Source organism: Yinghuangia sp. YIM S09857 (genome assembly GCF_051388915.1).
Lineage (GTDB): Bacteria > Actinomycetota > Actinomycetes > Streptomycetales > Streptomycetaceae > Yinghuangia.
The window spans coordinates 313,456-338,526 of sequence record NZ_JBPKBH010000004.1 but is presented as its reverse complement, the minus strand read 5'-3'; the positions used below and the strand labels follow the sequence as shown (position 1 = coordinate 338,526).

General features: G+C 69.5%; 24 protein-coding genes and 1 pseudogene. 11 read left to right on the top strand and 14 right to left on the bottom strand.

What is annotated here, in order from left to right:
• Positions 1-498: 498 nt before the first annotated feature.
• Positions 499-870, top strand: a complete 372-nt coding sequence (locus ACRX5S_RS10390; RefSeq protein ID WP_436772539.1) for an MmcQ/YjbR family DNA-binding protein — start codon at positions 499-501, stop codon at positions 868-870.
• Here ACRX5S_RS10390 and ACRX5S_RS10385 read toward each other — a convergent pair.
• From ACRX5S_RS10385 to ACRX5S_RS10365, 5 genes and pseudogenes are all read right to left on the bottom strand, one after another.
• The gene (locus ACRX5S_RS10385) at positions 855-1,334 is read right to left on the bottom strand and encodes a hypothetical protein (RefSeq protein WP_436772538.1); all 480 of its coding nucleotides are present in this window, start codon (positions 1,332-1,334) and stop codon (positions 855-857) included. The genes ACRX5S_RS10390 and ACRX5S_RS10385 overlap by 16 nt on opposite strands.
• Before the next feature lie 84 nt (positions 1,335-1,418).
• Positions 1,419-2,864: an adenylosuccinate lyase gene (gene purB, locus ACRX5S_RS10380; protein ID WP_436772537.1), complete on the bottom strand. Its 1,446-nt coding sequence runs from the start codon at positions 2,862-2,864 to the stop codon at positions 1,419-1,421.
• A 539-nt stretch (positions 2,865-3,403) separates the two neighbouring features.
• Positions 3,404-3,652: a MarR family winged helix-turn-helix transcriptional regulator gene (locus tag ACRX5S_RS10375; protein ID WP_436772536.1), complete on the bottom strand. Its 249-nt coding sequence runs from the start codon at positions 3,650-3,652 to the stop codon at positions 3,404-3,406.
• Between the two features lie 37 nt (positions 3,653-3,689).
• A pseudogene (locus ACRX5S_RS10370) lies at positions 3,690-4,046 on the bottom strand (MarR family transcriptional regulator); the annotation flags it as partial.
• Positions 4,047-4,066: 20 nt separating this feature from the next.
• Positions 4,067-4,876, bottom strand: coding sequence for an SDR family NAD(P)-dependent oxidoreductase (locus ACRX5S_RS10365; protein ID WP_436772535.1), 810 nt, complete (start codon positions 4,874-4,876; stop codon positions 4,067-4,069).
• A 234-nt stretch (positions 4,877-5,110) separates the two neighbouring features.
• Here ACRX5S_RS10365 and ACRX5S_RS10360 point away from each other — a divergent pair, with 234 nt between their 5' ends.
• Both ACRX5S_RS10360 and ACRX5S_RS10355 read left to right on the top strand, forming a co-directional pair.
• Positions 5,111-6,805, top strand: a complete 1,695-nt coding sequence (locus ACRX5S_RS10360) for an N-acyl-D-amino-acid deacylase family protein (RefSeq protein ID WP_436772534.1) — start codon at positions 5,111-5,113, stop codon at positions 6,803-6,805.
• A 397-nt stretch (positions 6,806-7,202) separates the two neighbouring features.
• Complete coding sequence (locus ACRX5S_RS10355) at positions 7,203-8,360, top strand: PRC and DUF2382 domain-containing protein (RefSeq protein ID WP_436772533.1); 1,158 nt, start codon at positions 7,203-7,205, stop codon at positions 8,358-8,360.
• Between the two features lie 364 nt (positions 8,361-8,724).
• Here the strand turns inward: ACRX5S_RS10355 and ACRX5S_RS10350 are convergent, their stop codons facing one another.
• On the bottom strand, positions 8,725-9,183 hold the full coding sequence (locus ACRX5S_RS10350) for an Lrp/AsnC family transcriptional regulator (RefSeq protein ID WP_436772532.1): 459 nt from the start codon (positions 9,181-9,183) through the stop codon (positions 8,725-8,727).
• Between the two features lie 93 nt (positions 9,184-9,276).
• On the opposite strand from ACRX5S_RS10350, the gene ACRX5S_RS10345 reads away from it, so the two are divergent.
• From ACRX5S_RS10345 to ACRX5S_RS10335, 3 genes are all read left to right on the top strand, one after another.
• On the top strand, positions 9,277-10,143 hold the full coding sequence (locus ACRX5S_RS10345; RefSeq protein ID WP_436772531.1) for an LLM class flavin-dependent oxidoreductase: 867 nt from the start codon (positions 9,277-9,279) through the stop codon (positions 10,141-10,143).
• Positions 10,143-10,622 carry a nucleoside deaminase gene (locus tag ACRX5S_RS10340; protein ID WP_436772530.1) on the top strand — a complete coding sequence of 160 codons (480 nt, stop codon included), beginning with the start codon at positions 10,143-10,145 and terminating at the stop codon, positions 10,620-10,622. Before ACRX5S_RS10345 ends, ACRX5S_RS10340 begins: the two co-directional genes overlap by 1 nt.
• 109 nt (positions 10,623-10,731) lie before the next feature.
• On the top strand, positions 10,732-11,424 hold the full coding sequence (locus tag ACRX5S_RS10335; RefSeq protein ID WP_436772529.1) for a hypothetical protein: 693 nt from the start codon (positions 10,732-10,734) through the stop codon (positions 11,422-11,424).
• A gap of 336 nt (positions 11,425-11,760) precedes the next feature.
• Here the strand turns inward: ACRX5S_RS10335 and ACRX5S_RS10330 are convergent, their stop codons facing one another.
• Positions 11,761-12,321, bottom strand: coding sequence for a helix-turn-helix domain-containing protein (locus ACRX5S_RS10330; RefSeq protein WP_436772528.1), 561 nt, complete (start codon positions 12,319-12,321; stop codon positions 11,761-11,763).
• Positions 12,322-12,850: 529 nt separating this feature from the next.
• Between ACRX5S_RS10330 and ACRX5S_RS10325 the strand changes: the two genes are divergently transcribed.
• Positions 12,851-13,516, top strand: a complete 666-nt coding sequence (locus ACRX5S_RS10325) for a hypothetical protein (RefSeq protein ID WP_436772527.1) — start codon at positions 12,851-12,853, stop codon at positions 13,514-13,516.
• A 203-nt stretch (positions 13,517-13,719) separates the two neighbouring features.
• On the opposite strand, the gene ACRX5S_RS10320 is transcribed toward ACRX5S_RS10325, so the two are convergent.
• The gene (locus ACRX5S_RS10320) at positions 13,720-14,559 is read right to left on the bottom strand and encodes an alpha/beta fold hydrolase (protein WP_436772526.1); all 840 of its coding nucleotides are present in this window, start codon (positions 14,557-14,559) and stop codon (positions 13,720-13,722) included.
• Between the two features lie 642 nt (positions 14,560-15,201).
• Between ACRX5S_RS10320 and ACRX5S_RS10315 the strand changes: the two genes are divergently transcribed.
• Positions 15,202-15,621: a hypothetical protein gene (locus ACRX5S_RS10315; RefSeq protein ID WP_436772763.1), complete on the top strand. Its 420-nt coding sequence runs from the start codon at positions 15,202-15,204 to the stop codon at positions 15,619-15,621.
• Between the two features lie 388 nt (positions 15,622-16,009).
• Here the strand turns inward: ACRX5S_RS10315 and ACRX5S_RS10310 are convergent, their stop codons facing one another.
• Positions 16,010-16,915, bottom strand: a complete 906-nt coding sequence (locus ACRX5S_RS10310; protein WP_436772525.1) for a chorismate-binding protein — start codon at positions 16,913-16,915, stop codon at positions 16,010-16,012.
• 232 nt (positions 16,916-17,147) lie between these two features.
• Here ACRX5S_RS10310 and ACRX5S_RS10305 point away from each other — a divergent pair, with 232 nt between their 5' ends.
• The 3 genes from ACRX5S_RS10305 to ACRX5S_RS10295 are packed head-to-tail and all read left to right on the top strand — an operon-like array spanning position 17,148 to position 19,200.
• Positions 17,148-17,597 (top strand): recombinase family protein, encoded by a 450-nt coding sequence (locus tag ACRX5S_RS10305; protein WP_436772753.1) that lies wholly within the window; start codon positions 17,148-17,150, stop codon positions 17,595-17,597.
• A gap of 33 nt (positions 17,598-17,630) precedes the next feature.
• Entirely contained in the window at positions 17,631-18,287 is a 657-nt protein-coding gene (locus ACRX5S_RS10300) for a DUF3995 domain-containing protein (RefSeq protein ID WP_436772524.1), read from the top strand.
• Between the two features lie 22 nt (positions 18,288-18,309).
• Positions 18,310-19,200 (top strand): GlxA family transcriptional regulator, encoded by an 891-nt coding sequence (locus tag ACRX5S_RS10295; protein ID WP_436772523.1) that lies wholly within the window; start codon positions 18,310-18,312, stop codon positions 19,198-19,200.
• Positions 19,201-19,372: 172 nt separating this feature from the next.
• Here ACRX5S_RS10295 and ACRX5S_RS10290 read toward each other — a convergent pair whose 3' ends face one another.
• The 5 genes from ACRX5S_RS10290 to ACRX5S_RS10270 are packed head-to-tail and all read right to left on the bottom strand — an operon-like array spanning position 19,373 to position 24,994.
• Positions 19,373-21,172 carry an acyl-CoA dehydrogenase family protein gene (locus tag ACRX5S_RS10290; protein ID WP_436772522.1) on the bottom strand — a complete coding sequence of 600 codons (1,800 nt, stop codon included), beginning with the start codon at positions 21,170-21,172 and terminating at the stop codon, positions 19,373-19,375.
• A gap of 25 nt (positions 21,173-21,197) precedes the next feature.
• Complete coding sequence (locus ACRX5S_RS10285; RefSeq protein ID WP_436772521.1) at positions 21,198-21,653, bottom strand: MaoC family dehydratase; 456 nt, start codon at positions 21,651-21,653, stop codon at positions 21,198-21,200.
• Positions 21,650-23,209, bottom strand: a complete 1,560-nt coding sequence (locus ACRX5S_RS10280; protein WP_436772520.1) for an acyl-CoA synthetase — start codon at positions 23,207-23,209, stop codon at positions 21,650-21,652. Before ACRX5S_RS10280 ends, ACRX5S_RS10285 begins: the two co-directional genes overlap by 4 nt.
• Positions 23,202-24,095, bottom strand: coding sequence for an amidohydrolase family protein (locus ACRX5S_RS10275; RefSeq protein ID WP_436772519.1), 894 nt, complete (start codon positions 24,093-24,095; stop codon positions 23,202-23,204). Before ACRX5S_RS10275 ends, ACRX5S_RS10280 begins: the two co-directional genes overlap by 8 nt.
• Positions 24,092-24,994 (bottom strand): SDR family NAD(P)-dependent oxidoreductase, encoded by a 903-nt coding sequence (locus ACRX5S_RS10270; RefSeq protein ID WP_436772518.1) that lies wholly within the window; start codon positions 24,992-24,994, stop codon positions 24,092-24,094. The genes ACRX5S_RS10275 and ACRX5S_RS10270 overlap by 4 nt, the downstream gene beginning before the upstream one ends.
• Positions 24,995-25,071 lie beyond the last annotated feature (77 nt).

Sequence of the window (25,071 nt, the reverse complement as noted above, 5' to 3'; positions counted from 1 at the left end):
GCAGGTGAGCGCGCTGTACTCCGCGGCCCGCCACTTGTTGTGGCAGGCGTCGCACTCGAACGTGCCGTACGGGTTGCGCGGACAGTACTTCGCCCCGCACTCCGGGCAGGTGTCGGCGTCGCGGTTGGCATCTGCTGGCATGCTCGAAAACATACGCCTTCACTGGCCTGTCCCAGTGTGATCCGCGGGAGACGGAATGCCGGGATCGCGCAGTCGATCGACAACTTCCTACCCTCGACGTTGTACGCCCTGCGGACGTCGTCGAACGTGTGTACGGCGAGGTGTTCGCTGAAGCGCCGTACCTCAAGATCGCCGACGAGGTGGCCTCGAACGTGCCTCGGTTCGTTCGGCAGATCAGGCGCGCCGGATTTCGCGCGGCAGCGGACTTCGGCGGAGCAGTCGTCCATGACGTGTGGTTGTTGAGCCGCGGCCAACAGCGGCTCGGACTTGGGCGGGGCGTTACGGCAGGTGTCGGCGTCAGCGGGTAGAAATGTCCACATGCCCACTGAGCAAGACGTCCGCGCCATGTTCCTCGCGTTGCCCGAGGCCGAGGAGGTCGTGATCGAGAACTGGGGCGACCAGCCCACCTTCCGGGTGCGGAAGAAGATGTTCGGGATGATGGGCTACGGGGCTCCGACCGTCTGCCTGAAGGCGACGCGCGAGACGCAGGCGGCGTTGGTGGAGGAGGCGCCGGAGGTGTTCTCGCCGCAGCCGTTCTTCGGGCGGTTCGGGTGGATCGATGTGGTGCTCGATCTGGTCGCGGCGGATGAGCTCGAAGAACTGGTCGAGGAAGCCTGGCGGTTGACGGCGCCGAAGCGGGTGGTGAAGGCGTACGACGCCCGGCAGGAGGCTGGTCAGGACCAGAGGTAGAAGCCGTGGCCGGTATCGAGCCAGGGTTGGGCCCAGGCGAAGAAGTCGGCGGCCCAGTCGAGTTCGGCGTCGGCGGGGACCGGAACCAAGCCCTCCCGGACCTCGGTGTAGTGCCGCCGCCAGCGGGCCACCTCGGCTGCCGCATGCTCGGGTAGGAGCGTCGTCCAGGCGGCGTCGCGCCACTCCTGGGGGAACAGCGGGTTGTGGCCGATGACCGCGACGCGGAAGCAGTGCCAGTAGCCTTCGTCGTTGCGCGGGATGTCCAGGCACGCGAGGAGCCGGCGGTCGACGTCCCGCCACAGCTCCGTCACCTCGCGCGGCGGGGCCTCCCACACCACGTCCGGCCCGAACTCCGCGCCGCGCCCATGGAGTTGATTGAGCCGGGCGTGTTCGGCGGCAAGCGCGGCGAGTTCGACCGGGTCGACGCCGTCGCGTACGCGGGCCGGGGTCCAGTCGACTCCCATGGCGCAACTCCCTTGCCTGGAACGCGTGGTGCCCGTACGGAGCACTCCGTACGGGCACCATCCTCGCGACGTCGCGCGATCTGTCTACAGGATTGCGCCGGGGCGGTACTTCGCGGCCTCTGGGTGACGCGACGTCACATCCTCTACGCGGCGCACGACTTCGGCGACCTGGGACGACGCCGCGCCGGTGAAGGACAGCCGGTCGGCCAACAGGGCGTCCAGCGCCGCGCGGTCGAGCGGGAGGCGGTCGTCCGCGGCCAGGCGGTCGAGGAGTTCGTTGCGCTCGGCGCCCTGCTCGCGCATCGCGAGGGCGGACGCGACCGCGTGCTCCTTGATGACCTCGTGCGCGGTCTCGCGCCCGACGCCCGCGCGGACCGCGGCCATGAGGACCTTGGTGGTCGCGAGGAACGGCAAGTAGCGGTCGAGTTCGCGCGAGATGACGGCGGGGAACGCGCCGAACTCCTCCAGCACGGTCAGGAACGTCTCGATCAGCCCGTCGAACGCGAAGAACGCGTCCGGCAGCGCGATCCGCCGGACGACGGAGCACGAGACGTCGCCCTCGTTCCACTGATCGCCGGCCAGCTCGGCGGTCATCGACATGTAGCCGCGCAGGATGACCATGAAGCCGTTGACCCGCTCGCACGAACGGGTGTTCATCTTGTGCGGCATCGCGGACGAGCCGACCTGCCCCGGCTGGAAGCCCTCCGTCACCAGCTCGTGGCCGGCCATGAGGCGGATCGTCTTGGCGAGCGAGGACGGTCCGGCGGCGAGCTGGACGAGGGTGGTGACCACGTCGAAGTCGAGCGACCGCGGGTAGACCTGGCCGACGCTGACCAGCGTGGCGTCGAAGCCGAGGTGCGCCGCGACCCGGCCTTCGAGGTCGGCCAGCTTGTCCTGGTCGCCGCCGAGCAGGTCCAGCATGTCCTGCGCGGTGCCGACCGGGCCCTTGATGCCGCGGAGCGGGTAGCGGCCGAGGAGGTCGTCCAGGCGGGCGTAGGCCACCAGCACCTCGTCGGCGATGCTCGCGAAGCGCTTGCCGAGGGTGGTCGCCTGCGCGGCGACGTTGTGCGAGCGTCCGGCCATCACCAGCTCGGCGTTGTCCGCGGCCAGCTCGGTGAGGCGCGCGAGGACGGCGACGACGCGGTCGCGGACGAGTTGGAGGGACTGGCGGATCTGGAGCTGCTCGACGTTCTCGGTCAGGTCGCGGGACGTCATGCCCTTGTGCACGTGCTCGTGCCCGGCCAGCGCGTTGAACTCCTCGATCCGCGCCTTCACGTCGTGCCGGGTGACGCGCTCGCGCTCCGCGATCGAGGCGAGGTCGACGTTCTCGACGACGGCCTCGTAGTCGGACAGCGCCTCCGCGGGGACGTCGATTCCGAGGTCGGCCTGCGCGCGCAGGACCGCGAGCCACAGGCGGCGCTCAAGCACGACCTTGTGCTCGGGCGACCACAGGGTGGCCAACTCGGCGGAGGCGTAGCGGTTGGCCAGAACGTTCGGGATGCGGGGCTTGCTCGCAGGCTGGGGCGTCACGTTCCGCAATCTTAATCGCCCGCCGCCCGACCACCCGCACCGCGCCCCGCCGGGGCCCCCGGGACGCATTGATTGTCGGTGCGGTTTCGCGGTTTCGCAGCGGACGCGCACCGACTTCGTTCGCGTGTCCACGCGGGAAGGCGGCCCGGGCGGCGGGTGGATGATCCCTCGGTGGAGTTACGGGGAGCCGCCGGGCGGGCGGGGATGTGACGAGGGCGGCGAGGCGTGTGGGTGGCAGCGGACTGCGGGGCGAGGGGCCACGCGGCGGGGGGCGGTTGCAGGCGTGGTGGCACGGTGCCCTGCCGCCCCTCCGAGACGAGCGGGTGGCCGCCCTGCGAGACGCGCGGGTGGCCGCCCCTGCGAGACGCGCGCGTGGCCGCCCCTGCGAGACGCCGACTTGCGGAGTCGCCCACTTGCGGAGGCGGGAGCCTCCTCCGGGTGCCTCCGATGTCTGACTGCGCGCAGTCAGAAATGTGGACGCGCCCACCTGCGGAGGCGGAAGCCGACTCCGGGTGCCTCCGATGTCAGACTCCGCGCAGTCAGAACGCGTCGGCCAACCTCCGCATCAGTTTCGCCGCCTCGGTCAGCTCCGCTTCCGTCCAACGGGCGACCCGACCAGCCAGTTCCGTGTGCAGTTCCGCGCGCATGGATCTCGACGCCGTGAGCCCGGCGGTGGTCGTGTGCACCACGACCACACGCCGGTCTCCGGACGCCGGACGCCGGGCGATCCAGCCGCGGCGTTCGAGGACCGTCAGGGCACGCGAGGTGTGGGACGCATGGGCCACCACGCGGCGGGNTGCCCCCCCCCCCCCCACGCCGGTCTCCGGACGCCGGACGCCGGGCGATCCAGCCGCGGCGTTCGAGGACCGTCAGGGCACGCGAGGTGTGGGACGCATGGGCCACCACGCGGCGGGCCAGCTCGCCGACGCGCTGGTCCTCCTCGCGTACGTACAGCATCAGGCGGAACGCGAGCAGGTCCAACTCGTGGGCGTCCGCGATCCGTTGCTCGATGCGGCTGTACGCGATCCGCCGCGACGCCTCGCCGAACGCCTCGTAGAACGACTCCACGGCGTCACCGGGCACCCGAGCGCGCCCGGCGCGCTCCCGAGTCCCCTCCCCCACCGAGCCATCCGCAGAGCCATCGGCAGAGCCACCCGCCAAGGCCCCCGCCTCACCGCCCATCGCGTCCCCGCCCGCACCGCTCACGACGACGCCCGGTCTTCCTCCGGCACCGGCTGCCACACCACGCCGTTGATCGCGCCGCCGCCGTCCACGAACAGGGTGTTCCCGGTGACGTACCGCGAGTCGTCCGAGGCCAGGAACAGCGCCACGCCGCCGATGTCGCCCTCCGGGTCGCCCATCCGCCCCATCGGGTTCATCGCCTCGGCGGCGGCCGCCTGCTCGGGGTTGGCCGCCGCGTACGCCGCGAACGCCTCGGTCTTCGCGCCCGGGCAGATCACGTTCGCGCGGATCTGGTACTGCGCCCACTCGCGCGCCGCGGAACGGGTGTACGCCCGCAGCGCCTCCTTCCCGACGTTGTACTCCGCCGTGTAGAGGTGCGCGTTGACGCCGTTCAGCGAACAGATGTTGATGACCGAGCCGCCGCCCCCGTCACGCATCGGGGCGAAGGCCGCCTGCATGGTCCAGCGTCCCGCCCACAGCGCCATGTCGAGGCCGTGCGCGAACATCGCGTCGGTCTTGTTCTCCAGGCGGTTGGTGTGCCCGCCGCCCCACGCGTTGTTGACCAGGACGTCGACGCGCCCCCAGCGCTCGACCGCCGACGTCACCAGGCCCATCGCGAACTCGCGTTCGGTGACGTCCCCGACGAGGGTCAGCGTCTCGACGCCGAATTCCCACTCCAGCGCCTGCGCGGTGGCCCGGGCCGGCTCCTCGCGGATGTCGTTGACCACGATGCGGCAGCGCTCTCGGGCGAACCGCCGGGCGATGCCCTTGCCGATGCCGGCCCCCGAGCCGGTGATCACCGCGACCTGGTCCTGTAGGCGTCCGGTCATGAGGAGGTGCCTCCATACGTTGAAGCGTCGCGACGTCGCAGCGCCGTGCCCCCGTGCGGATTGGTTACCTGACGTACATATCGAAGATGGTTGACCAAATCAAGGGAACGGCGCCGCGTACCCGCCGAAACCATTGCAAGGTCAAGGAGTCCGGCCTACTCTCGGGCCCGACCCGAGGCCGCCGGCGCCAAGGCGGCGGACCAGCGGCACGCCAAGGGAACCAAGGGAGTTGCCATGCACGACCTCGTGATCCGCGGCGGCACGGTCGTGGACGGGACCGGCGCTCCGCCGCGTACCGCCGACGTGGCGATCAGCGGCGGCCGCATCCGCGAAGTGGGCGAACGGCTGTCGGCCGGACGCCGGGAGATCGACGCCTCGGGCCTGCTCGTCACGCCGGGATGGGTCGACGTCCACACGCACTACGACGGCAACCTTCTCTGGGACCCGCTGCTGACCCCGTCCTCGACGCACGGCGTCACCACCGTCGTGACCGGGAACTGCGGCGTCGGCCTCGCACCGGTCCGCGCCGCCGACCTCGACTGGACGATCGCCCTCATGGAAGGCGTCGAGGACATCCCCGGCGACGTCATGCGCGGCGGACTGGCCTGGGACTGGGAGAGCTTCCCCGAATACCTCGACGCCGTCGCCCGCGTGCCCCGCGCGATCGACGCCGCCACACAGGTACCGCACGCCGCCGTGCGCGTGTTCGCCATGGGCGAGCGCGGCATCGACCACGCCTCCGCCCCGACCGACGACGAGATCCGCCGCATGGGCGAAATCGCCGCCGAGGCCGTCGTGGCCGGCGCCCTGGGCTTCAGCACCTCGCGCTCGGTGAACCACCACGCGTCGGACGGACGCCTGACCCCCACGCTGACCGCGAGCGCCGCCGAACTCGTCGGCATCGCCGAGGCCGTGGGCCGCACCGGGCTCGGCGTGTTCGAGGCGGTTTTCGAGGATCCGGTCGACGCCCACTTCGAGATCCTGCGCCGCATGTGCGAGGTCAGCGGGCGGCCGATGTCGGTCACCACGTTGCAGCGGCCGGGCGAGCCGAGCGACGGATACCGCCGCATCCTCCGGCACCTGGACGCCGCGAACGCGGCCGGACTGCGCATGCGCGGCCAGGTCGCGCCGCGTCCGGTGGGCCTGCTGATGTCCCTCGCCGGACGGGTGCACCCGCTGCTCGGCTCGGCGACGTACCGCGCGCTCGCCGCGGAGGGCGGGACGGACCTGACGGCGGCGCTGCGCACGTCCGACGTACGCGAACGCATTCTCGGCGAGCTGCGGGCCTCCGGGACCGACCCCGCCGCCCGCTTCGCGCACTCGTTCGAACTGGGCACCCCGCCGAGTTGGGACGCCGACGTCCGGCGCTCGCTCACCGCCCTCGCGGCCGAGCGGAACACGGACCAGATCGAGGTGGCGTACGACGTCGTCACCGGCGGCGGCACGATCTACACGCCGGTCGCGAACTTCACGGACGGCGACCTGTCGGCGGTACGCGACATGCTCGTCCACCCGCTGACCGTGCCCGGCCTGGGCGACGGCGGGGCGCACTGCACGATGATCGCCGACTTCGACTTCCCGACGTTCCTGATGTCGTACTGGGCCCGCGACGTCGCGGAGGACCAGCGGCTCCCGGTCGAGTGGGTGGTCAAGCAGCAGTGCGCGGACACCGCCGCGCTGGTCGGACTGACCGACCGCGGGACCCTGCTGCCGGGCATGAAGGCGGACGTCAACCTGATCGACTTCGACCAGCTGGGCACGACCTCGCCGCGCATGGCCAGGGACCTGCCGAGCGACGGGCCGCGGCTGCTCAGCGCGGGGGTCGGCTATGTGGCCACGATCGTTGCGGGGCAGTTGGCGTTCGAGGACGGGGAGCACACGGGGGCGCTCGCGGGTGCGCTGGTACGCGGGGGCGACGGCCGGGACTGAGATACAGGCCGGCCGGCCCGAGATGGACGGGCTGGGCTGAGATGCGGGCTGGGCTCACGCACAGACTGGACTCACGTACAGGCTGGGCTTCCCGTACAAGCTGGGGAGCAGGCTCATTGACGTACAGGCGGGTGGCTGTTGGCCGGGCGGTGGATCGCTCGGCCAACGGTCTGTTTACAACCTGATTGCGCGGTAAGCATCAGTACGTCCGGGTTTGCGAGGCAGGTGCCCACCGGCATGCGGCGGGCCGCCTTCCACCGGTCGATCCTCCAGGTTTCTCCCACGGATTCACTCCGTTCCCATGGCCGTTCGCGCGAGGGCGGCGTCTTCGGCGTGCCCGCGTGTGCGCGGAAGCAGCAAGCGGAAGCAGCAACAAGACGCAGCAATGGAGGCAGTGATGATCACCCGCGATCAGATTCCCACTGTGCTGGACCATCCCGTCTACGACGCGGAGGGCCACAAGGTCGGTCCGGCCCGGCACATCTTCTTCGACGACGCCACCGGGCGGCCGGAATGGGTCACGGTGAAGACCGGGCTGTTCGGGGGCAACGAGTCGTTCGTGCCCATCAGGGACGCCACGATGGTCGACGACCACGTGGAGGTGCCGTACCCCAAGAGCAAGATCAAGGACGCACCGAACGTCGACGTCGACGCGGGCGGCCACCTGTCGGCGCAGGAAGAGCGCAGGCTGTACGACTACTACGGCATCGCCTGGGACCAGGCCTGGGAGAAGGCCAACAAGGCGGGCGAGGGCGGCTGGGCCCGTTCCGACAGCACGACCGGGACCGCGGGCGCGGCGGGGGCGGCGGGCGCGGCAGGGGCGGCCGGAGTCGCCGGAACCGCGGCAGACCGCCGGGCCTCGGACGCCAAGGCGGCTTCCGCGACCGACGCCAAGAAGGCTTCGGGGAAGGCCACGGGTGCCGCGGCTACCGGTACTGCGGCTTCGGGCGCCGCGGCCACCGGCATGCCGGCGTCCGGCAAGACGGACTCCGGTACGACGGCCGCCGCCGGCACGGCCAGGACCGGCACGCGCGCCGGGATGGCGGGCACCGGAACCGGCACCGACATCGGCCGCGACCGCGACACAACGGGCGCCATGACGCGCTCCGAGGAGCACATGCACGTCGGCGTCGAGCGCCACGAAGCCGGTCGCGCGCGGCTGCGCAAGTACGTCGTGACCGAGGAAGAGGAGCAGACCGTACCGCTGCGGCACGACGAGGTCCGCGTCGAACGCGAGCCCATCGGCGAGGCGAACCGGTCGGCCGCGATGTCCGGCCCGGAAATCTCCGACGCCGAGCACGAAGTCACGCTCTACGCCGAGGAAGCCGTGGTCGAGACGCGCGTGACCCCGGTGGAGCGGGTCCGCCTGACCACCGAGGAGCACGTGGAACAGGAGACCGTGCGGGGCACCGTGCGCAAGGAGAAGATCGAAGCCGATCTGCCCTCCTCCGAGACCCGCACCGACAGGGCCACCGGAACTGCGTCCGACGCTGCCACCGACAAGCGCGCCGAGCGGCGCACCGATTCGGGCGGCATGTCGGGCGACAAGTCGTAGACCGCATCACGACTCGAAGTGACTTGTAGGACGGCGTCGCCTGTACGGGCCCAGGAGACGCCGTCCGAACGTCGTCCGAACACACATCGTCGTCCGAACCCCCGTCACGGGTCGGCGGAACGCCACCCACGGCGAACGACCACCCGCCGCATCGAGATCGCCCGTCACGGCCCGACACCCAACCGCGCCGCCCATCTCGTACGTCACCGTCCGGGCGGCGCAGGTCGCCGCCGTCGACCTGCGCCTCCGTCACCACCAGGCGACGCGGGCGCAGGCGGCAGAGGCAGGGCCGTGCGGCGCTTCATCGGGCAAAGTTCTCACCACTGCACTCGATCTGCGCACAAGCCGCCCACGCAAAAGTTGCCTAATACCCGCTGCCCGGCACACCGGGGCCACGGTAGGCCAACGTCTGCGAATAGACGATGTTGGTCGTGGTGCTGCCGAACTGGGCGAGTTCGTCGACCACCTTCTCAAGGTCCGGCATTGACGTGGCCCCCACCTTGAGCAGGTAGCAGTCCTCGCCTGTCGTCCGGAGGCACTCCAGGATGGCGGGACGCTCAGCCAGGAGCCGGTGCAACCGCTCGTGCCGGTTGCCGGGGTACTTCAGACGGACCACGGCCAGGACCGGAAAACCCGCCTTTGCCAGATCGATCTCCGCGCGATACCCGGTGACGACGCCCGTGGACTCAAGGCGCCGCACCCGCTCGGTCGTCGCCGACGCGCTCAGACTCACGCGCTTCGCAAGTTCGGTCATCGCAATGCGTCCATCCTGCTGGAGCTCCCGCAGGATGGCCCAGTCGGTGTCGTCGATATCCTCGGCCATACGGGCAAAATACCGGGGATTCCCCGGAGGATGTACCCCTTTTCCGGGACAACGCTCTTCAGGCGGACGGCTCGGGCTCATTAGCCTGACCCCATGCACATCGGTGTCAACGTCCCCAATTTCGGCCCGGGCAGCGATCCGGGCGTCCTGCGTGACTGGGCACAGACCGTGGAGGGCCTTGGATTCGACCTGTTGATGGTCTCGGACCACGTGGCCGTGACTCCCGACGTGGCCGAGCAGTATCCGGCACCCTTCTACGAGCCGTTCACAGCTTTGGCCTGGCTGGCCGGGATCACGAGGCGGGTCCGCCTCGGCACGACGGTCCTGATCGTTCCGTACCGCCACCCGCTCCTGGTCGCACGCATGGCCGCGAACCTCCACCGGATCAGTGAGGGACGCCTGGTGCTCGGCGTGGGCGTCGGCTGGGCCCGGCAGGAATTCGAGGCCCTGGGCGCCGACTTCGCCCGGCGCGGGAAGACCACCGACGCGTACCTGGCGATGATTCGTGCGGCCTGGGAGGACGAAGACGACTACCAGGTCGACCGGATCCCGATCTGGGTGGGAGGCAACAGCGACGCCGGAATCCGGCGCGCCGTACGCCTCGGCGACGCCTGGCACCCCCTGCGCGCGACGATGCCCTGGATGCGCGAGGCCGTGGCCCGCCTTCACGACGTCGCGCAGGCGGAGAACCGACGAGTACCGGTCTTTGCCCCGAGGATCATTCTGCGAGTGACGGCGTCACCGGTCACCGACGCCGACCGCCCGGCCGGCGTCGGAACCCTCGACCAGATCGCCGACGACCTGACCCAACTGCGGGCGCTGGGAGCGCAATCCGTCGTCCTCGACCCCTTCCAGGGCGACCCCGAGGAGACCAGGCGCCCACGCACGGCGTGGCGGATGCTCGCGTCCGTGGCCGAGCACCTGAACGAGCTTCTTCCCGGACAAAGGAACTGTGCGTGATGAACGAGAACGACCTCCGACACCTGCGCCGCTGCGTCGAACTGGCGGCCGAGGCCGTGGACGCGGGAGACGAACCCTTCGGCTCCGTCCTGGTGTCCGCCGACGGCAACGTCCTTGCCGAGGACCGCAATCGCGAGATCAGCACGGGAGACCCCACACGCCACCCCGAGTTCGCGCTCGCACGCTGGGCTGCGGAGAACCTCGCCCCGCCGGAGCGCACGACGGCCACCGTCTACACGTCGGGCGAGCACTGCGCCATGTGCGCGGCCCCCCACGGCTGGGTCGGCCTCGGCCGCATCGTGTACGCCAGCTCGGCACAGCAGACCAGCGCCTGGCTCGCCGAACTGGGTGCCGGCAAATCCCCGGTGCGCACCATCCCGATCCAGGACGTCGTCCCCGGCATCACCGTCGAAGGCCCCGTCGCCCAACTGGCCGACGAAGTCCACGCCCTTCACCGCCGGTTCCGCACCAGCAACTGAAGCCGAGGCCGATCCGCTCGAAGCACTCGGCGCCCAACTCCGTCGCCGGGCTTGCCACCGCCGGCCCTGCGGTGGCGATCACCCGCGCGCCGGCTTCACGAGCCAGTGGATGACGACGCAGGAGTGGCTCGGGCTGGTACGTTCGCGCGAGGGTGTGTGGCCTACGCGGGGGGACCGGGTGAGCGGGCGTCGTGAGCCGAACTGGGCGTGGTGGGTCGTCGGCATCGTCCTGCCGGTCATCGGGATCGTCGTGACGATATGGGCTGCCTCCCGGCCCTCCGATCAGGGCGGCGGCTCCGGCACGGCGGTCGCGACGGGCACGGCGGTCGCGACCGGGACGGCGGCGCCACCCGGGCAAGCGGCACCCCGGCCGCCCGGGTCCGGCTCAAGCGAGGAGGTTTCGCAACCCGGCGAAGCGCCGCGGGAACTGCTGGTTCGCTCGGTCGACGTCACGCTCGAACCGGGGCTCGACCACCTTGACCTGGACACGCTGCCGCCGATGGCGGGGCCGTCGGTCGACGGCGCCGATCTGGTGGCGCTGTTCGAGGGCAGGGAGTCCACACTGGCCACGGCGGAAGGCTCGACCGCAACCCTTGCCCGTCTGCCGACGAACGGTCCGACACCAACTCCCGCAGTCTGTACGGCTGCGCTGAAAGCGCACGGAGCCCCGCAAGCCGACGCAGCAGCCGTGGGCACGCGCTTGTGTGTGGCCACCGGCGATGGACGCCTGGCCTACCTTGAGATCGTCCTCGGCGTCCCCATCGACCCGCACATCCGCCTCAAGGCGACAGTCTGGAAATGAGGACTGACCGGCGGTCTGACAACGGCCGGCAAATGTGCATGGATCGATCCTGGTGGCGGTGTCCTGTAAGGGAGTTGGGCGTCCCCCGGTGTGCGGACTTCGCCGTGGATCGCCCCGGCCGCTACTGCCGAGGGTGAATCGGCGGTTCCAAAACCGGGGCGCAAACGGCTGAGTTGTGGCGATGTCGATGTCGGCCACGTGCCCTCGCAGGAGACGGCCGACGGTACGGCGACGTGATGCGGCGATCCGGCCCTGTGACGCCTCTCTCAGTGCATCTCCCGAACAGCGTTCAGCGCATCGCCAGGTTCTGCGTTCCCGATGCGAACCCGGCTTGCATCAACGGTCGTTCATCGCAGACGTCTCCCACGGTCGACAGGCGAGGCCGAGCATGCGGCCCGGAATGCGCAGGCCGTCCGCGACCCGTTCGATCACGTGCTGTTGGCGTACCTGCATCCTGCCTTTGGTGTACTGGCTGATCCTGCTGGGGGTCATGTCGCACAGGCGTGCAAGGCGACTGTGGCTGATGCCTGCGCAGTCACGAGCCAGTCGGAAGACCGTGCCGATATCCCGCCTCGCGCAGGCCGCACGCATTTCGGCATTCTGGAGCAGCGTCGGGGGAAGCGGGGCCTCTCCTCGCGCCGGGTAGCCCGCGGGCACGACGCTGGACCGTCCCGACTCGGCACTTGCGGCGCTCCCCGTGGGAACGCTCAGGCTCCGAACCCTCGGCCCGGACAAGTGCACGTTGCCCGGGCCCAACTTCCGGCCCAGGAAGGCGTGTTCACCGCTGTGCGCCGTGACGGCAAGCTGCTGGACCGGCACCCGGCGTTCACGGTGGGGAAATCCCGGCTGGCCCGGAACGGTGGTCAGCGCTGGTGGTTGCGGGATGCCCTCGTGCACGTGTGTCTCCTCAATTGCGTCGTCTCCCGAGGCGAATGGCCACAGTCCGGTCGCGCGTCGGCCGAGTCGGCTGCGGGCCGCGAAGCACCCGTCATCCTGAAGCGGCGGCGGTACTCCCCCGGCGGGACGGACAGTTGACGCCCATCGCATGGGTTCCCCCGACCCGTGTCCCGCATACCGGGCGATCTCGTCGAGACCATTCACGGACACCTCCGGCGCACGTTCTCGCGGAGAACGGCGAAGACCGTACGGCGGGTCATGGCAAGAACCTGTCACCGGGCCGCGGATGTCTGCAATGACGAGATTCCCAACTTTCCTGCCATAGGGCGCGGTGGTGGATGCGGAGCGACGACTTCGCGCAGGCTGTCGAGGCGGCGACGGAGGCGCATGGCATGAAAGTTGGTTTTTGCGTCATTGCTGCCTATATATCCCGGGTGCGACCATGGCGGGCATGATCGGCGCCGCCGGCGGCACACGCGCCGCCGCTCCCGCGACCGCGCCGTCCTCCGCGACCGGAAGAAACATGACCATGCGTTCAACCCAGAGCACGCTCTTCGGCTCCGCCGCCGTACTTGTCTTGGCCCTCACAGCCTGTGGCGGCGAAGGCAACGACGACGACTCCCAGGCCTCTTCGACACCCACCGGCCGTCACGCGTCCGCCGCAGGTTCCCCGACCGCCGCCGGACAATCTCGTACCGGCGAAGCCACGCCCACCCCGGTCGACCCCGCGCGGTTCCCCCCGGCCGCGCCCGGCACCGAGCTCAAGGTCGGCGAGCCCGCGGTCATCCCCTTCGAGGACGGCGACCAGACAGGTGTCGTGCAGGTCACGGTGACAGCGATCGAGAAGGGGGCTATCGAGGACCTGACCTCCGCAGGCATCGACGTCAAGGACGAGGACAGGTCCGCTACGCCGTACTACGTGCGAGCCACCTTCAAGAACGTCTCGGCCGCCGACCTCTCGCACAGCCATCCGACCATCCCCTTCACCGCTCTCGACGCGTCCGACCGCAATCTCGGCCACACGATGATTTTCGGCAAGTTCGACAAGTGCGAGGCACCGGACACCGACATGTTCACCAACGGCGCCGAGGCCACCGGCTGCAAGGTGTATCTGGCGCCGCCCGGAGCGACGGTGGCGTCGGTCACCTACGACTTCGTCGACCTCTCCGCAGACCCGGTGGTCTGGAAACCCTGACGCCGACCCTCCGTGACGTCGCCAATACGCGGCCTCCGCGCGGGATGCACTGCCGGTGCGCCGTCGGGGTCGAACACCCCTGAGTTTCCGCACGGGTGAGGAGGCCTTTCGCCACCGGTGTCGGGTAGGCACAGCACACCTACCCGACACCCCGGATTGCGAGGCGCCTCGGCCGAGCCGCCCGCCGGCGTCTGCCGAGGGCGTCAGATGGTGGCTCGAACGGCGTCGGTGATGAGGTTGGCCACCGCGTCGGGTCGGCTCAGCATCGGAAGGTGGGAGGCGGCGATGGAGAGAACCTTGGAATTCGCGCGCTGGGCCTGGAAGTTCTGAAGCTCGGGGGGCAGGATGCGGTCCTGCGTGGTGACCAGATTCCAGGACGGCAGGGTACGCCACGCCGCGGAGGTGGTGACGTCGGTCAACGCGCTTGCGCTGACCGGGCGTTGCGCGGCAGCAGATACGCGGGTGAGTGCGGCGGGCACGTCACCGGCGTACACGTATCCGAAGCTCTCCTGCTTGATGTAGAGGTCGGTCCGCGGCGTCCCGTCAGGAGCAGTCGCGGAGACTTGCTCAAGCACCGGCTGAAGCTCGGAGCCCGGGTAGCGGAAGGCAAGTTCGCCCGCCGTTTCGCCCACGTCCGGGACCAGTGCGGCCACGTAAACGAGCGCTTTGACGTTCGCCGCGTGCGCGGCGGCCTCCGTGACGACGGCGCCACCGTACGAGTGCCCGACCACCACGACGGGCCCGTCCACGCGGTCGAGGACGGACTTCAGGTGTGCCGCATCAACCGGAAGCCCCCGCAAAGGAGTTGCCGCGGAGATCACCCGGTGGCGCTTGGCTTGCAGCCGGCCGATGACCGGATACCAGGCGGAAGCGTCGATGAATGCACCGTGCACGAGGACGACGGTGACCGGGGCGGCGCTGTCGGCCTCCGCCGACTGGCTGCCGGCCGCCACAGCCGTGCCCGCCCGCAAAGCGGTCGCGCCCGCCACTGTCGCGGCAGTGCCGACGACAACGCTACGACGACTGACACCAGTTGAGGTCATAACCGAACTCCTTGATGGGAAGAAAGCCGGGGGTTCGCATGCGCGAGCGAGCACCGGCACCGGCGCCGGAATTGAGGCAATGGCATTCACCGGGTGAGGATCTGACCCGTGCTCGCAGGATGGGCCCGCATCACCGTCATGTGTGAGCAACGGGGTGCCGGCCGCGCCCAGCTTGGCATCGCACACCTATGGCAGCAATGACAGAATTCCCAACTTTTCAGCCACCGACAGGCCACTCAGGCCCACGAAATAGGGGTCGCCGGACCGGCGACGATGTCGGGTCGCATGACGGTTCCGTACATCGGCGGCACAATTCTCGAACTCGGTGGCGTCCGAACGTGGACGAATCCTGGTTGAGCTCAACGGCCACGACCGCCAACTTGGCAGGATGCTCGCGCAGGTGATGTCCGACAGGCTGCCTTGCGATCGTGCCATCGGTGCACACTTCGTCCCGCGCATCGGTGGACGATTCTCCACTGTTGGCGCAGGGCGGGCTCTGATGTTGTGCATCCATCTGCAAAGCCGCACCTGCGCAGGCAACTTCGCCGACGCACGGCACTCCCTCGGGGCGCCCGCAAGTTGCCTTCCTCATGCGACTCGGCCCCCAACCGATTCCCGTCCTCACTCTCTCAGAGGCTGTCCATGCACAAGACCATGAAGCAGATCAGCAAGGCCGCCACCGCCTTTGTCCTTTCCGTCGGCGTAACCGCCACCCTCGCGCCCACAGCTGATGCCGCGGGCGACAGCGTCTACCTGGCGAGCTATTACGACGATTCCTTCTCCCTCGCCAGTCATGTGCGTTTCCACAGCTACGACGAGACGTTCACCGTGTACGACGACAAAGCCGACGGCCACGGCGCCGGCGTCCAGATCGACCTGAAGGACTCACGCGGCGTCTGGGTCCTCTGGAGCACCAGTTACCTGGGGACGGGTGACAACACGTCGCGGGTATTCGACTACGACATTGCCGAGGGCCGAAAGCTGAGGTTCCGCAGCTGCGTCATGGACGGCGCGGCAGACCCGAGGCCGACTTGCGGCCCCTCCAAAGAGGCCACTGCTTGATCTCCCGCGCCGCGCCGGGCCCGTCGACCGGTCCCAGGCGCGGCGACACCAAGCGTTGGGGCGCCGCCGCCGGCCACAACGGTCGGGCGCGGATTGACCGGTGTCACGTTCACGTCTGCACGCCGCGCAAGGCGGTTGGCCGCCATGACACCGGCAATCCTCCACCGACGACGGCATCGGTGCCACAGTCTCCTCGGTCACGGCCCACCTCCGTCCGCAAGGGCCGCTCAGGACAGACGGGCAACTTCCGCATGCATGACCGGACATGGGCCATGTCACACAGCCCGGCGCGCCGGCTCCGCTCGACCCGAGTGCGGATTGGCGGACACTGCACCCTCGTTCGCACCCACCAGAGCCCGCAACCTGTCAAACCGCCGTACTCGTGTCGTCACCGCACCGAGGTCTTGGCAGCGAGTCGCATTTCGCGGACGAGTGCCGCCCATGCGATGAGCCGAGGGTCGCGGGCGAGGTCGGCGACCTTGAGTCGTATCCCGTACGCGCTCCACTTGCTGACCACGGTCATCAGTCCGACGGAGTCCAGTCCCTGAACGAGCAGGTTTGTCTCGTCGTCGATTTCCGATTGGGGGCAGCGCAGAACCGCGGCCACGTCCCGACGCATCGTGTCCAGACCGAGCACCTCGGTGCCGACGGAGGTGGCACGGACGATGCCGCGCGCCATGCCGTGGAGATTCTCGCGGGTCTCGGTGAGCACCCGTTCGGGCCGTGACTCGCTGACGATGCAGGCGCCGGCATGTAGCCAGGTGTGGCCGTCGCGCCGGTGAACCGAGCGGAGCACCGTGGCCGCGTCGAAGGTGCCGTTCTGACCGAGGGTCAGCACGGATCCGGCGCGCAATCCGCGCGGTTCGCTGTTCGGCCGAAGGTTGGCGTCGTAGGCCCTGGCCTTGGGGGAGCGCGGTGCGGTCACGGCCATGAAGAGCGAGGCCAGCGCGTCCCAGCCGTCGCAATCCGGTGCGGGCATCCCGTGGAGTTCGGACGCCGGCTGCGGGGATCCATGCCAGCCGTTGGTGTCGCCCTCGCCCTCGTGAGCGGTATGGCCAAGTTGCGGCACCACGGTGTGCGTCTCCAGCCCACCGAGGTCAATCTCCACGCCGGCGCCATCATGCTCGACCCGCAGGATCAGGTGGCCGGAATCATGGGGCTCGACATCGCCAACGGCCGCGTCGACGCAATCCACTTCATCGTCAATCCAGACAAGCTCCGCCATTTTGGTCGCGTCAGCGATGTTGGCGTGTGCATACGAGCGCGCCGCTAACCAGCAAGCGGCAGTGGACACACCGGACACTTCGCGGCGGCCGTGTCTGCGCGAGTGGGGGTGACACGGCTGCTACGGCAGAATCAGTGGGTTTTGTGTCATTGCTGCCATCTCGCACGACTGCGAGGCTGACATCGAGGCGGTCTGTCGGCCACGTTGCGGAGCGGCAGTCGCAAGGCGCTCGAACACTCAGCCGAGGCACGCCCGCGCCGGATGCGCGTGCCGCAGTCTCGGCAAGAAGCAGGTGGTGCAGATGATCGACATGACACACGCGATGCCGCCGGTGGTCGTGGCGGCGTATCTGCGGACGTATCCGCGCGATACGGCGAGCATGTCGGCCCACCAGTACGCAGTCGCCCGACACGCCCGTGAACTGGGATTGGGAAACCCGGAGTTCTACACGGACCACGGCGTGCCCTCTCGCGGGGGCAAGCCCGGACTGAAGCGGCTGATGGCCGCGGTGGAGGACCATCGGGTGGACGCTGTTCTCGTGCCCGGCCCCTTCGTGTTCTCCATCGATGACGCGGACGCAGCGGCGATCGTGGACCGAATCCAAATGCACGGTTGTGCCGTGCTGGAGGTCCCGCCGCTGCGTGCCCATGGCCCACAAACCGGCCGAGCACCGATCCGCGATCCGTACTGCGCTCCCGCAGCCCCGCGACTCTCGGTCGCACAGGGCGGACACACGGTGCGAGGGTCTTGAACGCGGTGCGCCCCCGCGGCAGTGAGGTCTGAGATGAGCGAGAAGGCCGCAGCGCAGGCGGTACGGCCCACGCAGACCAGTGCCACGAGCAACGCGGTGCCATGGCTCAGTTGGCGTGGGCTGGTCCGACTCACCGCCGCGTTCACCGCCCTGTTCGCCGCCTTGCATGTGTACTGGGCGGTCGGTGGCACCTGGGGTCTGCCTCCGGCCGCCCACGAGCACGCGGCCTCCGTTCGAGCGACCAACTGGGCCGTGACCGCGGTGATGGCCTTCGGTGTGTGCTGGATCCTCGCTCTGGAACACCCCGCCGCCCGGCGACCGCCGCCGTGGGTTCCTCTCGCTCCCCTGTGGGTCGCGTCGGTGGTCTGCATCTCGCACGCCGTCTTCGGGTTCGCCACCAAGGGACTGTATTTGGCCGGGCTCCGCTCGGCGGTCGACTTCCCGGACGTCCAGGGCCTGGACGCCGCGACTCTGAACGACAAGAACCACTGGGCCGCCGTTCACGACATCCTGGTGTTCGAACCCTGTTTCGCAGTCCAGGGGCTTCTCCTGGCCGCCCTGGGCCACAGGTTCGCCCGGACCCGGCGAGGCCGCCGGGCCTGGTCCGGCTCCCTGGCCGCCGGAACGGTCGCCATAGACGCCTTCGGAATCGCGCTCGTGCTCGTCGGACACCACGTCACCGTGTCCTGACGCACCACGGCCGGATCGCTGGATGCGCTTTGCGCGATGCCGATGGCAGATTTGTTGGGTTTTGTGTCATTGCTGTCATTTGCCGGGGCTGCGACGCTGGTCATATGACCAGCTGACACCGACCACCGATCTGGATACCTGCCGGCCTCCGCACACCCTGCTCGTGCCGGGCGGGCCAGGCATGGAGAACGTCCCGGAAACCGCTCTCAAGCGTATCCGGGAACTGGCGGACCAAGCGGAACGCGTGGTGTCCATCTGCACCGGCGCATACCTGCTCGGCCTCGTCGGCGTCCTCGACGAACGCAGGGTCACCACCCACTGGAGCCTCTGCGACACCCTGGCGGAGCGCTTCCCCTCGACCACGGTCGCCGCCGACCAGTTGTACGTGCGGGACGGCAAGGTCAGCACGTCCGCAGGGGTGACCGCCGGCATCGACCTCGCGCTCGCGCTGGTCGCGGAGGATCTCGGCAGCGACAACGCCCGCTTTGTGGCACAGCAGCTCCTGGTCTTCCTGCATCGTCCAGGCAACCAGGAGCAGTTCAGCGTCGCGCCGCCCGCACATCCGGCGGAGCGCCATCCCGTACGCGAGTTGCAGCAATGGGTGCAGCGCAACCTGGACCAAGACCTTTCCGTGGAAGCACTGGCCCGCCGAATCGCCTTGTCGCCGCGGCAGTTCGCCCGCGTGTTCCTGGAGGAAACCGGTGTCACACCGGGGCGCTTCGTCGAGCGCACCCGGTTGGACGCGGCTCGCCGCCGTCTGGAGACCACCTTCGACAGCATCGACAAGGTCGCCCAAGACGTCGGCTACGGCTCGGCCGAGGCCATGCGGCGCGCCTTCATGCGACACATGTGCGTCCCTCCCGGTGCGTACCGCCGCCACTTCCGGGCACTGGCCGTGCCCTGCAACGGCTGAAGCCGCGACGCCGGCACGTGGAGTGCCGGTCGCGGCAGTCAGTTCCAACGCTGCGGGGATGCACAGGAGTTGCGGCCGGAGCGGCGAGGAACCGCGGTGCTCCGAGCTGTGGCGGTCATCGGTTCGCCTCGGGGCCCGGTTCGGCCCCGGGTTCGCCTGCCGGGATCACCACTCAGGCCGGCGGCCAGGCGGTGCCGAGGTCGTCGCCCTCAAGGAGATGGACCGCGGTCAGCTCGGTGCTGAGCCGCGGGAGGTTCTGCCGTGCGAACCAGCGCCCGGTCGCGACAGTCGCGGCCAAGTACCGGACGTCGGCAGGGCGTGCGTTTCTCTGGAGGCGCAGCGCGACCGCAGCGGCGCGCAGCAGCAGCCAGGCGACGACCAGGTCCCCCAACGCGAACAACAGGCGGTTGGCGCCAAGGGCCGCGTGGCGGAGGTCGGCGGCGCAGGCCCACTTCGACAGACCGGCCACACACGACACGCCGGTGAGCAAGAGCCTTCCCTCGACGGCGAGTTCCCGTGAGTCGTTCAGCTGTGCCGCAGTCAACTCCACGTCGGCCAGCAGACGGTGGAGGGCATGGCCCTGATCGCGGCGGATCCGACGTTGAAGCAGATCGAGTGCCTGGATGCCGGTGGTGCCTTCGTAGATGGTGTCGATCTTTGTGTCGCGGACGTACTGCTCCAGCGGGTAGTCGCGCAAATAGCCTGAGCCGCCGAAGACTTGGAGGCTTTCGGCCCCCAGGACGCGCCACGCGTTCTCAGAGCACCACCCCTTCACGACGGGAAGCAGGAGTTGGTGCCGTCGCCGCGCCTCGCCGGCCGGCTGGCCGAGCTCCTCGAAGGCCTCCACGGTGTCCAACTGCGAGGCCGTGTACAGGACCAGCGCGCGGGCGCCTTCGGCGTACGACTTCTGGGTGATCAGTGACCTTCGCACATCCGGGTGATCGGCGATGGGCACCCGCGCGGGCGGCGGGTCGTCGTCGAGTCGCTTGCCCTGGACTCGCGTGGCGGCGTATGCGGCGGCGTTGAGGTAGCCGCTGGAAAGGGCAGCGGTCGCCTTCAGCCCGACCAGCATGCGTACGTAGGTGATGATGTCGAACATCAGGCGCAGGCCGGTGTTTTCGCGCCCGAGGAGCGTACCGACGGCGGGGACGCCGTCGACGCCGAACACCAGCTCGCAGGTGGGCGACGCGACCACGCCCATTTTGTGCTCCAGCTTGGTCGCCCGTACGCCGTTGCGTTCCCGTGGCTCGCCGGTGGCCGGGTCGGTGTGGTGCGAGGGGACCACGAACAGCGACAGCCCCGCGCTGCCGGCGCCGCGTCCGGCCGGGGTGCGGGCCAGTACCAGGTGGACGATGTTCTCGGCCGCGTCGTGCTCACCCCAGGTGATGAAGCGCTTGGTGCCGTACAGGTGCCAGGTCCCGTCCTGTTGCGGAACTGCCTTGGTCGTCGCCGCCCCGACGTCCGAGCCGGCATCCGGTTCGGTCAGGACCATGGTGACGGTCCAGTGGCGGTCCAGGATCTGCTGGGCCAGGCGCCGCTGCGCGTCGTCGCCTTCCCGCCTGAGCAGGGCGACGGCGCGGGGCACGAGTTGGGTGCTCATCGCCACGGCGGGGTTGGCACCGAGGGCGAATTCCGTCGCGGCCCAGCGCAGCGAGGGGGGTATCCGCGCCCCGTCGGCGTCGGCCGGCAGGTCCAGGCGCAGCCAGTCCGACGCGAGGTGGTCCTGAAGCGCGACGCGCAGCTCGGCGGGCAGCCGTACGCGGCCTTCCTCAAGGCGAATCGGCTCGCGTTCGGCGGCGTCGAAGCTCGGCGCGAGCCTGGTCCGGGCGAAGAGTTCGGCGCCGTGCAGGAGGGCGCTGGCTGTGGCGCGGTCGAGGTCGTCGTACGGGGCTTTGCCATACCGCCTGTCCGCGCCCAGGACGTCGAACAGCGTGAACTCGGTGTGCCGGAGGTCGCTGCGGTAGTGGGACATGTCTGGGTTACCTCCGGCGGCGTGTTCAGGCGTAGTAGCGGAAGACGGGCCGGGCGACGCAGACGGGCTTGCCGCCGCCTTCGCGTTCGACGACCGCGTCGATGGTCAGTTGGACCCCGTTGGGCAGGTCTCGCAACTCCGCCACGGTCGCGCTCGCGCGCACACGCGAGCCGGCCGGCAAGGGGGCGGGGAAGCGGACCTTGTCGAGGCCGTAGTTCACCTTCGTGGCGACGTCGCGGACCTCCAGCAGCGAACTCCACAGCGGGACGAGCAACGAGAGGGTGAGGTACCCGTGCGCGATGGTGCCGCCGAACGGGCCGTCCTTGGCACGGTCGACGTCGACGTGGATCCACTGGTGGTCGTCGGTGGCCTCGGCGAACGTGTCGATGCGTCGCTGGTCGACGTCCAGCCAGTCGCTGCTGCCCAGGCTGGTTCCGACGAGTCGGGGCAGGTCCTTGATGCTGTCGACGACGATGGTCATGGGGTGTCCTCGGGGTTCGGTCGGGAATCGCCGGTGGCGGGGGAAACACGCAGTTGCGCCTTGCGGACCTTGCCCGACGCGGTGCGGGGCAGGTCGTCGACGACGCTGAGGTAGCGGGGGACCTTGTAGCGGGCGAGCCGGTCTTCCAGGTGGCGGAGCAAGCCGGCGCGGTCCAGGTCGTGGTTCTCGGCGCACATCACAAAGGCCGCGCCCACTTCACCCCATCGGTCGTCGGGCACCCCGACGACCGCGCTGTCCGCGACGCCCGGGAACTGGGCGATGACGGCCTCGACTTCGGCGGGGTAGACGTTCTCTCCCCCGGAGATGTACATGTCCTTGACCCGGTCGACGATGCGGGCCCAGCCGTCGTCGGCGACGTCCACCACGTCGCCGGTCCTGAACCACTCGTGGTCGAAACCGGCTGCCGTTTCCTGCGGGCGTCCCCAATAGCCCTGGAAGACGTTCGGCCCCTGGACCAGGAGTTCGCCGTGTCCGGGTGGGCGGGCCGGGGTTCCGGCGCCGGTGGCGAGCGCGATGTCGACGTAGAAGTGGGCGACCCCTGCGGCGAGCGGGCGTTCGCGGGCGCTCTCGGGGGTCGACATGAAGATGCCGGGCGATGCCTCGGTCATGCCGTAGCCGTGCAGCATGCTGATGCCGCGCTTGTGCCACGCGTCGGCGACGCGTGCCTGTATCGGCGAGCCGCCGAAGACCACGTAGCGCATGGAGCTGGTGTCGGCGGTGTCCCAGGCGGGGTGGTCCGCGAGCATCTGGAGCATCGTGGGGACGGCGGCGAATCCGACGACGCGTTCGCGGGCGATGGTCGCAAGTGCCGAGGCGGGGTCGAATTTGGGGGCGATGACGAGGGTGCCGCCCTTGAAGAAGGTGGGGATGCTGACGAGGTTCAGGCCGGTGACGTGGAACAACGGCGCCATGCACAGCACCACGTCGGTGCCGAGCACGTCGGTGTGCGCGAGCTGGTTCATGACGTTGAACGTCAGGTTGGCGTGGCTGAGCACCGCGCCCTTGGGGCGGCCGGTCGTGCCGCTGGTGTAGAGGATCAGCGCGGGATCGTCGAGCGCGACGTCGGCGGAGAGGAGTTCTGTCCCGATCGGGGACAGCACCGCCTCATAGTGATCAGCAGACCGCACACGCGGTGCGCCCTCGCAGGCGATGAGCGCGGGCGGCGTGTCTGCGTGTGCCGCCGCGCCCGCAGCCAGATCGGCGGTCTGTGCGGCGTACACCAACGTGCGGCTGCCGCTGTCGTCGAGCATGTACGCGAGTTCGGCGACGGACAGGCGCGTGTTGAGGGGGACGAAGATGGCGCCGAGGCGCAGCACTGCGAAGAACGTCTCGAAGGTGGCGATGTCATTGGGGCCGAGGTAGGCGACGCGGTCACCTTTGCGCACCCCGCGTTCTGCCAGGCCTCCGGCGAGGCGTTCCACGCGGTCCGCCAGTTGCCCGTAGGTCCACGTTCGGGCGTCTTGGCGGAAGGCGACGCTGTGCGGGAGGATACGGGCCCGCCGACGGGGCCAACTGCCCAGGCCTACGTCAGTCATGGCTGTCCGCCTCTGCCTGAAGGCGGAGTACGCGCGCCGCGTTGTCCTTGAGGACCAGCGGTCGGACTTCCGGCTTGACGTCCAGGGTGTCGAAGTCGCCCAGCCACCGATCGGGGGTGATGAGGGGGAAGTCCGATCCGAACAGGACCTTGTGGCGCAGCGGGCCGTTCATGGCCTTGACCAATTGGGCCGGGAAGTACTTCGGCGACCATCCGGACAGATCGATGTGGACGTTCGCCTTGTGGGTGGCGCTGGAGATGGCGGCGTCCTGCCAGGGGACCGAGGGATGGGCCATGATGACGGTCAGGTCGGGGAAGTCGGCAGCGACGTCGTCGATCAACATCGGGTCGCTGTAGCGCAGTTTGATGCCCCGGCCGCCGGGGAGACCCGCCCCGATGCCGGTCTGCCCCGTGTGGAACACGATCGGCACGCCGAGTTCGGCGGCGGCCTCGTACAGCGGGTAGAACTCCACGGCGTTCGGCTCGAACGCCTGCAACGAGGGATGGAGTTTCAGACCTCGCGCGCCGTCGGACACCAACTGGCGCAACCTGGCGACCGCGGCGGGCCCCGTGCGCGGGTCGACCGAGCAGAACGGGATGAGGACGTCTGCGTGGCGCCGGGCTTGCACGATGATCTCGTCGCTGGACAGCGGCGGGTGGGAAGTGGCGGTGCCCGCGTCGACGGTGAAGATGACCGCGCCTACGCCGCGGGCGCGGTAATACTCGGCGATTTCGTCGATTTGCGGCGCACGGTTTCGGGTGCCGACCTTGAAGTACGCCGCGGAGGCGGCACGGAGTTCGTCGTCCAACGCGTGGCGGCCGTGGCAGTCCGCTTCGACATGGACGTGTGTGTCGATGGCGTGGAGTTTGCTCAGATCAAGGGTCATGAGACGGGCTCCGGGAAATTGGGACCGACCGTTTGGAGGTGCTCCGCGAAATACTGTTCCCAGACCTCCGCGATGCGCGTGGGTGACCATCCTCCTTCTTGGTACTGGACGGCGAATTCGCTCGGATGGGTCCACAGGGCGAGGCGGTCGCCGCCTATTCCGATGGCTTGTCCGGTCACGCCCTGGGCCTCGTCCGAAGCGAGGAAGACGATAAGGCCGGAAACGTCGGCGGGGGTGCCGAAACCCAGTTCGCGGCGCGCGAAGGCGGGTAGTGGCAGGCCCTCGGTGAGGGCGTCGACATAGGGTCGCAGCGCGGGGATGGTGGCGGTCATCTGTGTGGCGGCCACCGGCACCACGGCGTTGACCGTGATCCGCTGGCGCGCCAGCTCCAGGGCCCATGTGCGGACCATGCCGACGATGCCGGCCTTGGCTGCGGCGTAGTTGGTCTGCCCGAAGGTGCCGTGCTGGCCCGTGGGCGAGCCCACGCAGATGATGCGGCCACCGCCCTGGTCGCGCATGCGGATCGCGGCGGCGCGGGCGCACGTGAACGTGCCGCGGAGGTGCACCTCGACGACCTGGTCGAAGTCGTCGTCGGTCATCTTCCACAGCACGCGGTCTCGGAGGATCCCGGCATTGGCGACCATGACGTCCAGTCCGCCGAACCGGTCGACCGCCGTGTCGACCAGCAGCTCCGCCGCGGCGGTGCTTCCCACGGCGGTGGCGCATCCGACGGCGGTCCCGCCCGCCGCGGTGATCAGTTCCACGGTGGCGTCGGTGTCGGTCCTATCGAGGTCGTTGACCACGACGGCGGCGCCGGCGTCCGCGAGGCGTTGCGCGTACTCCCGGCCGAGGCCGCGTCCCGCTCCGGTGACCACGGCGACCTTCCCGTGCAAGTCCATGAGTGTGCTCCCAACGGCAGGGGGATTCGGGGGTCGGGGCGGGGGTGGCCGCCGCGGAATTTGACGCTACCGCTGCG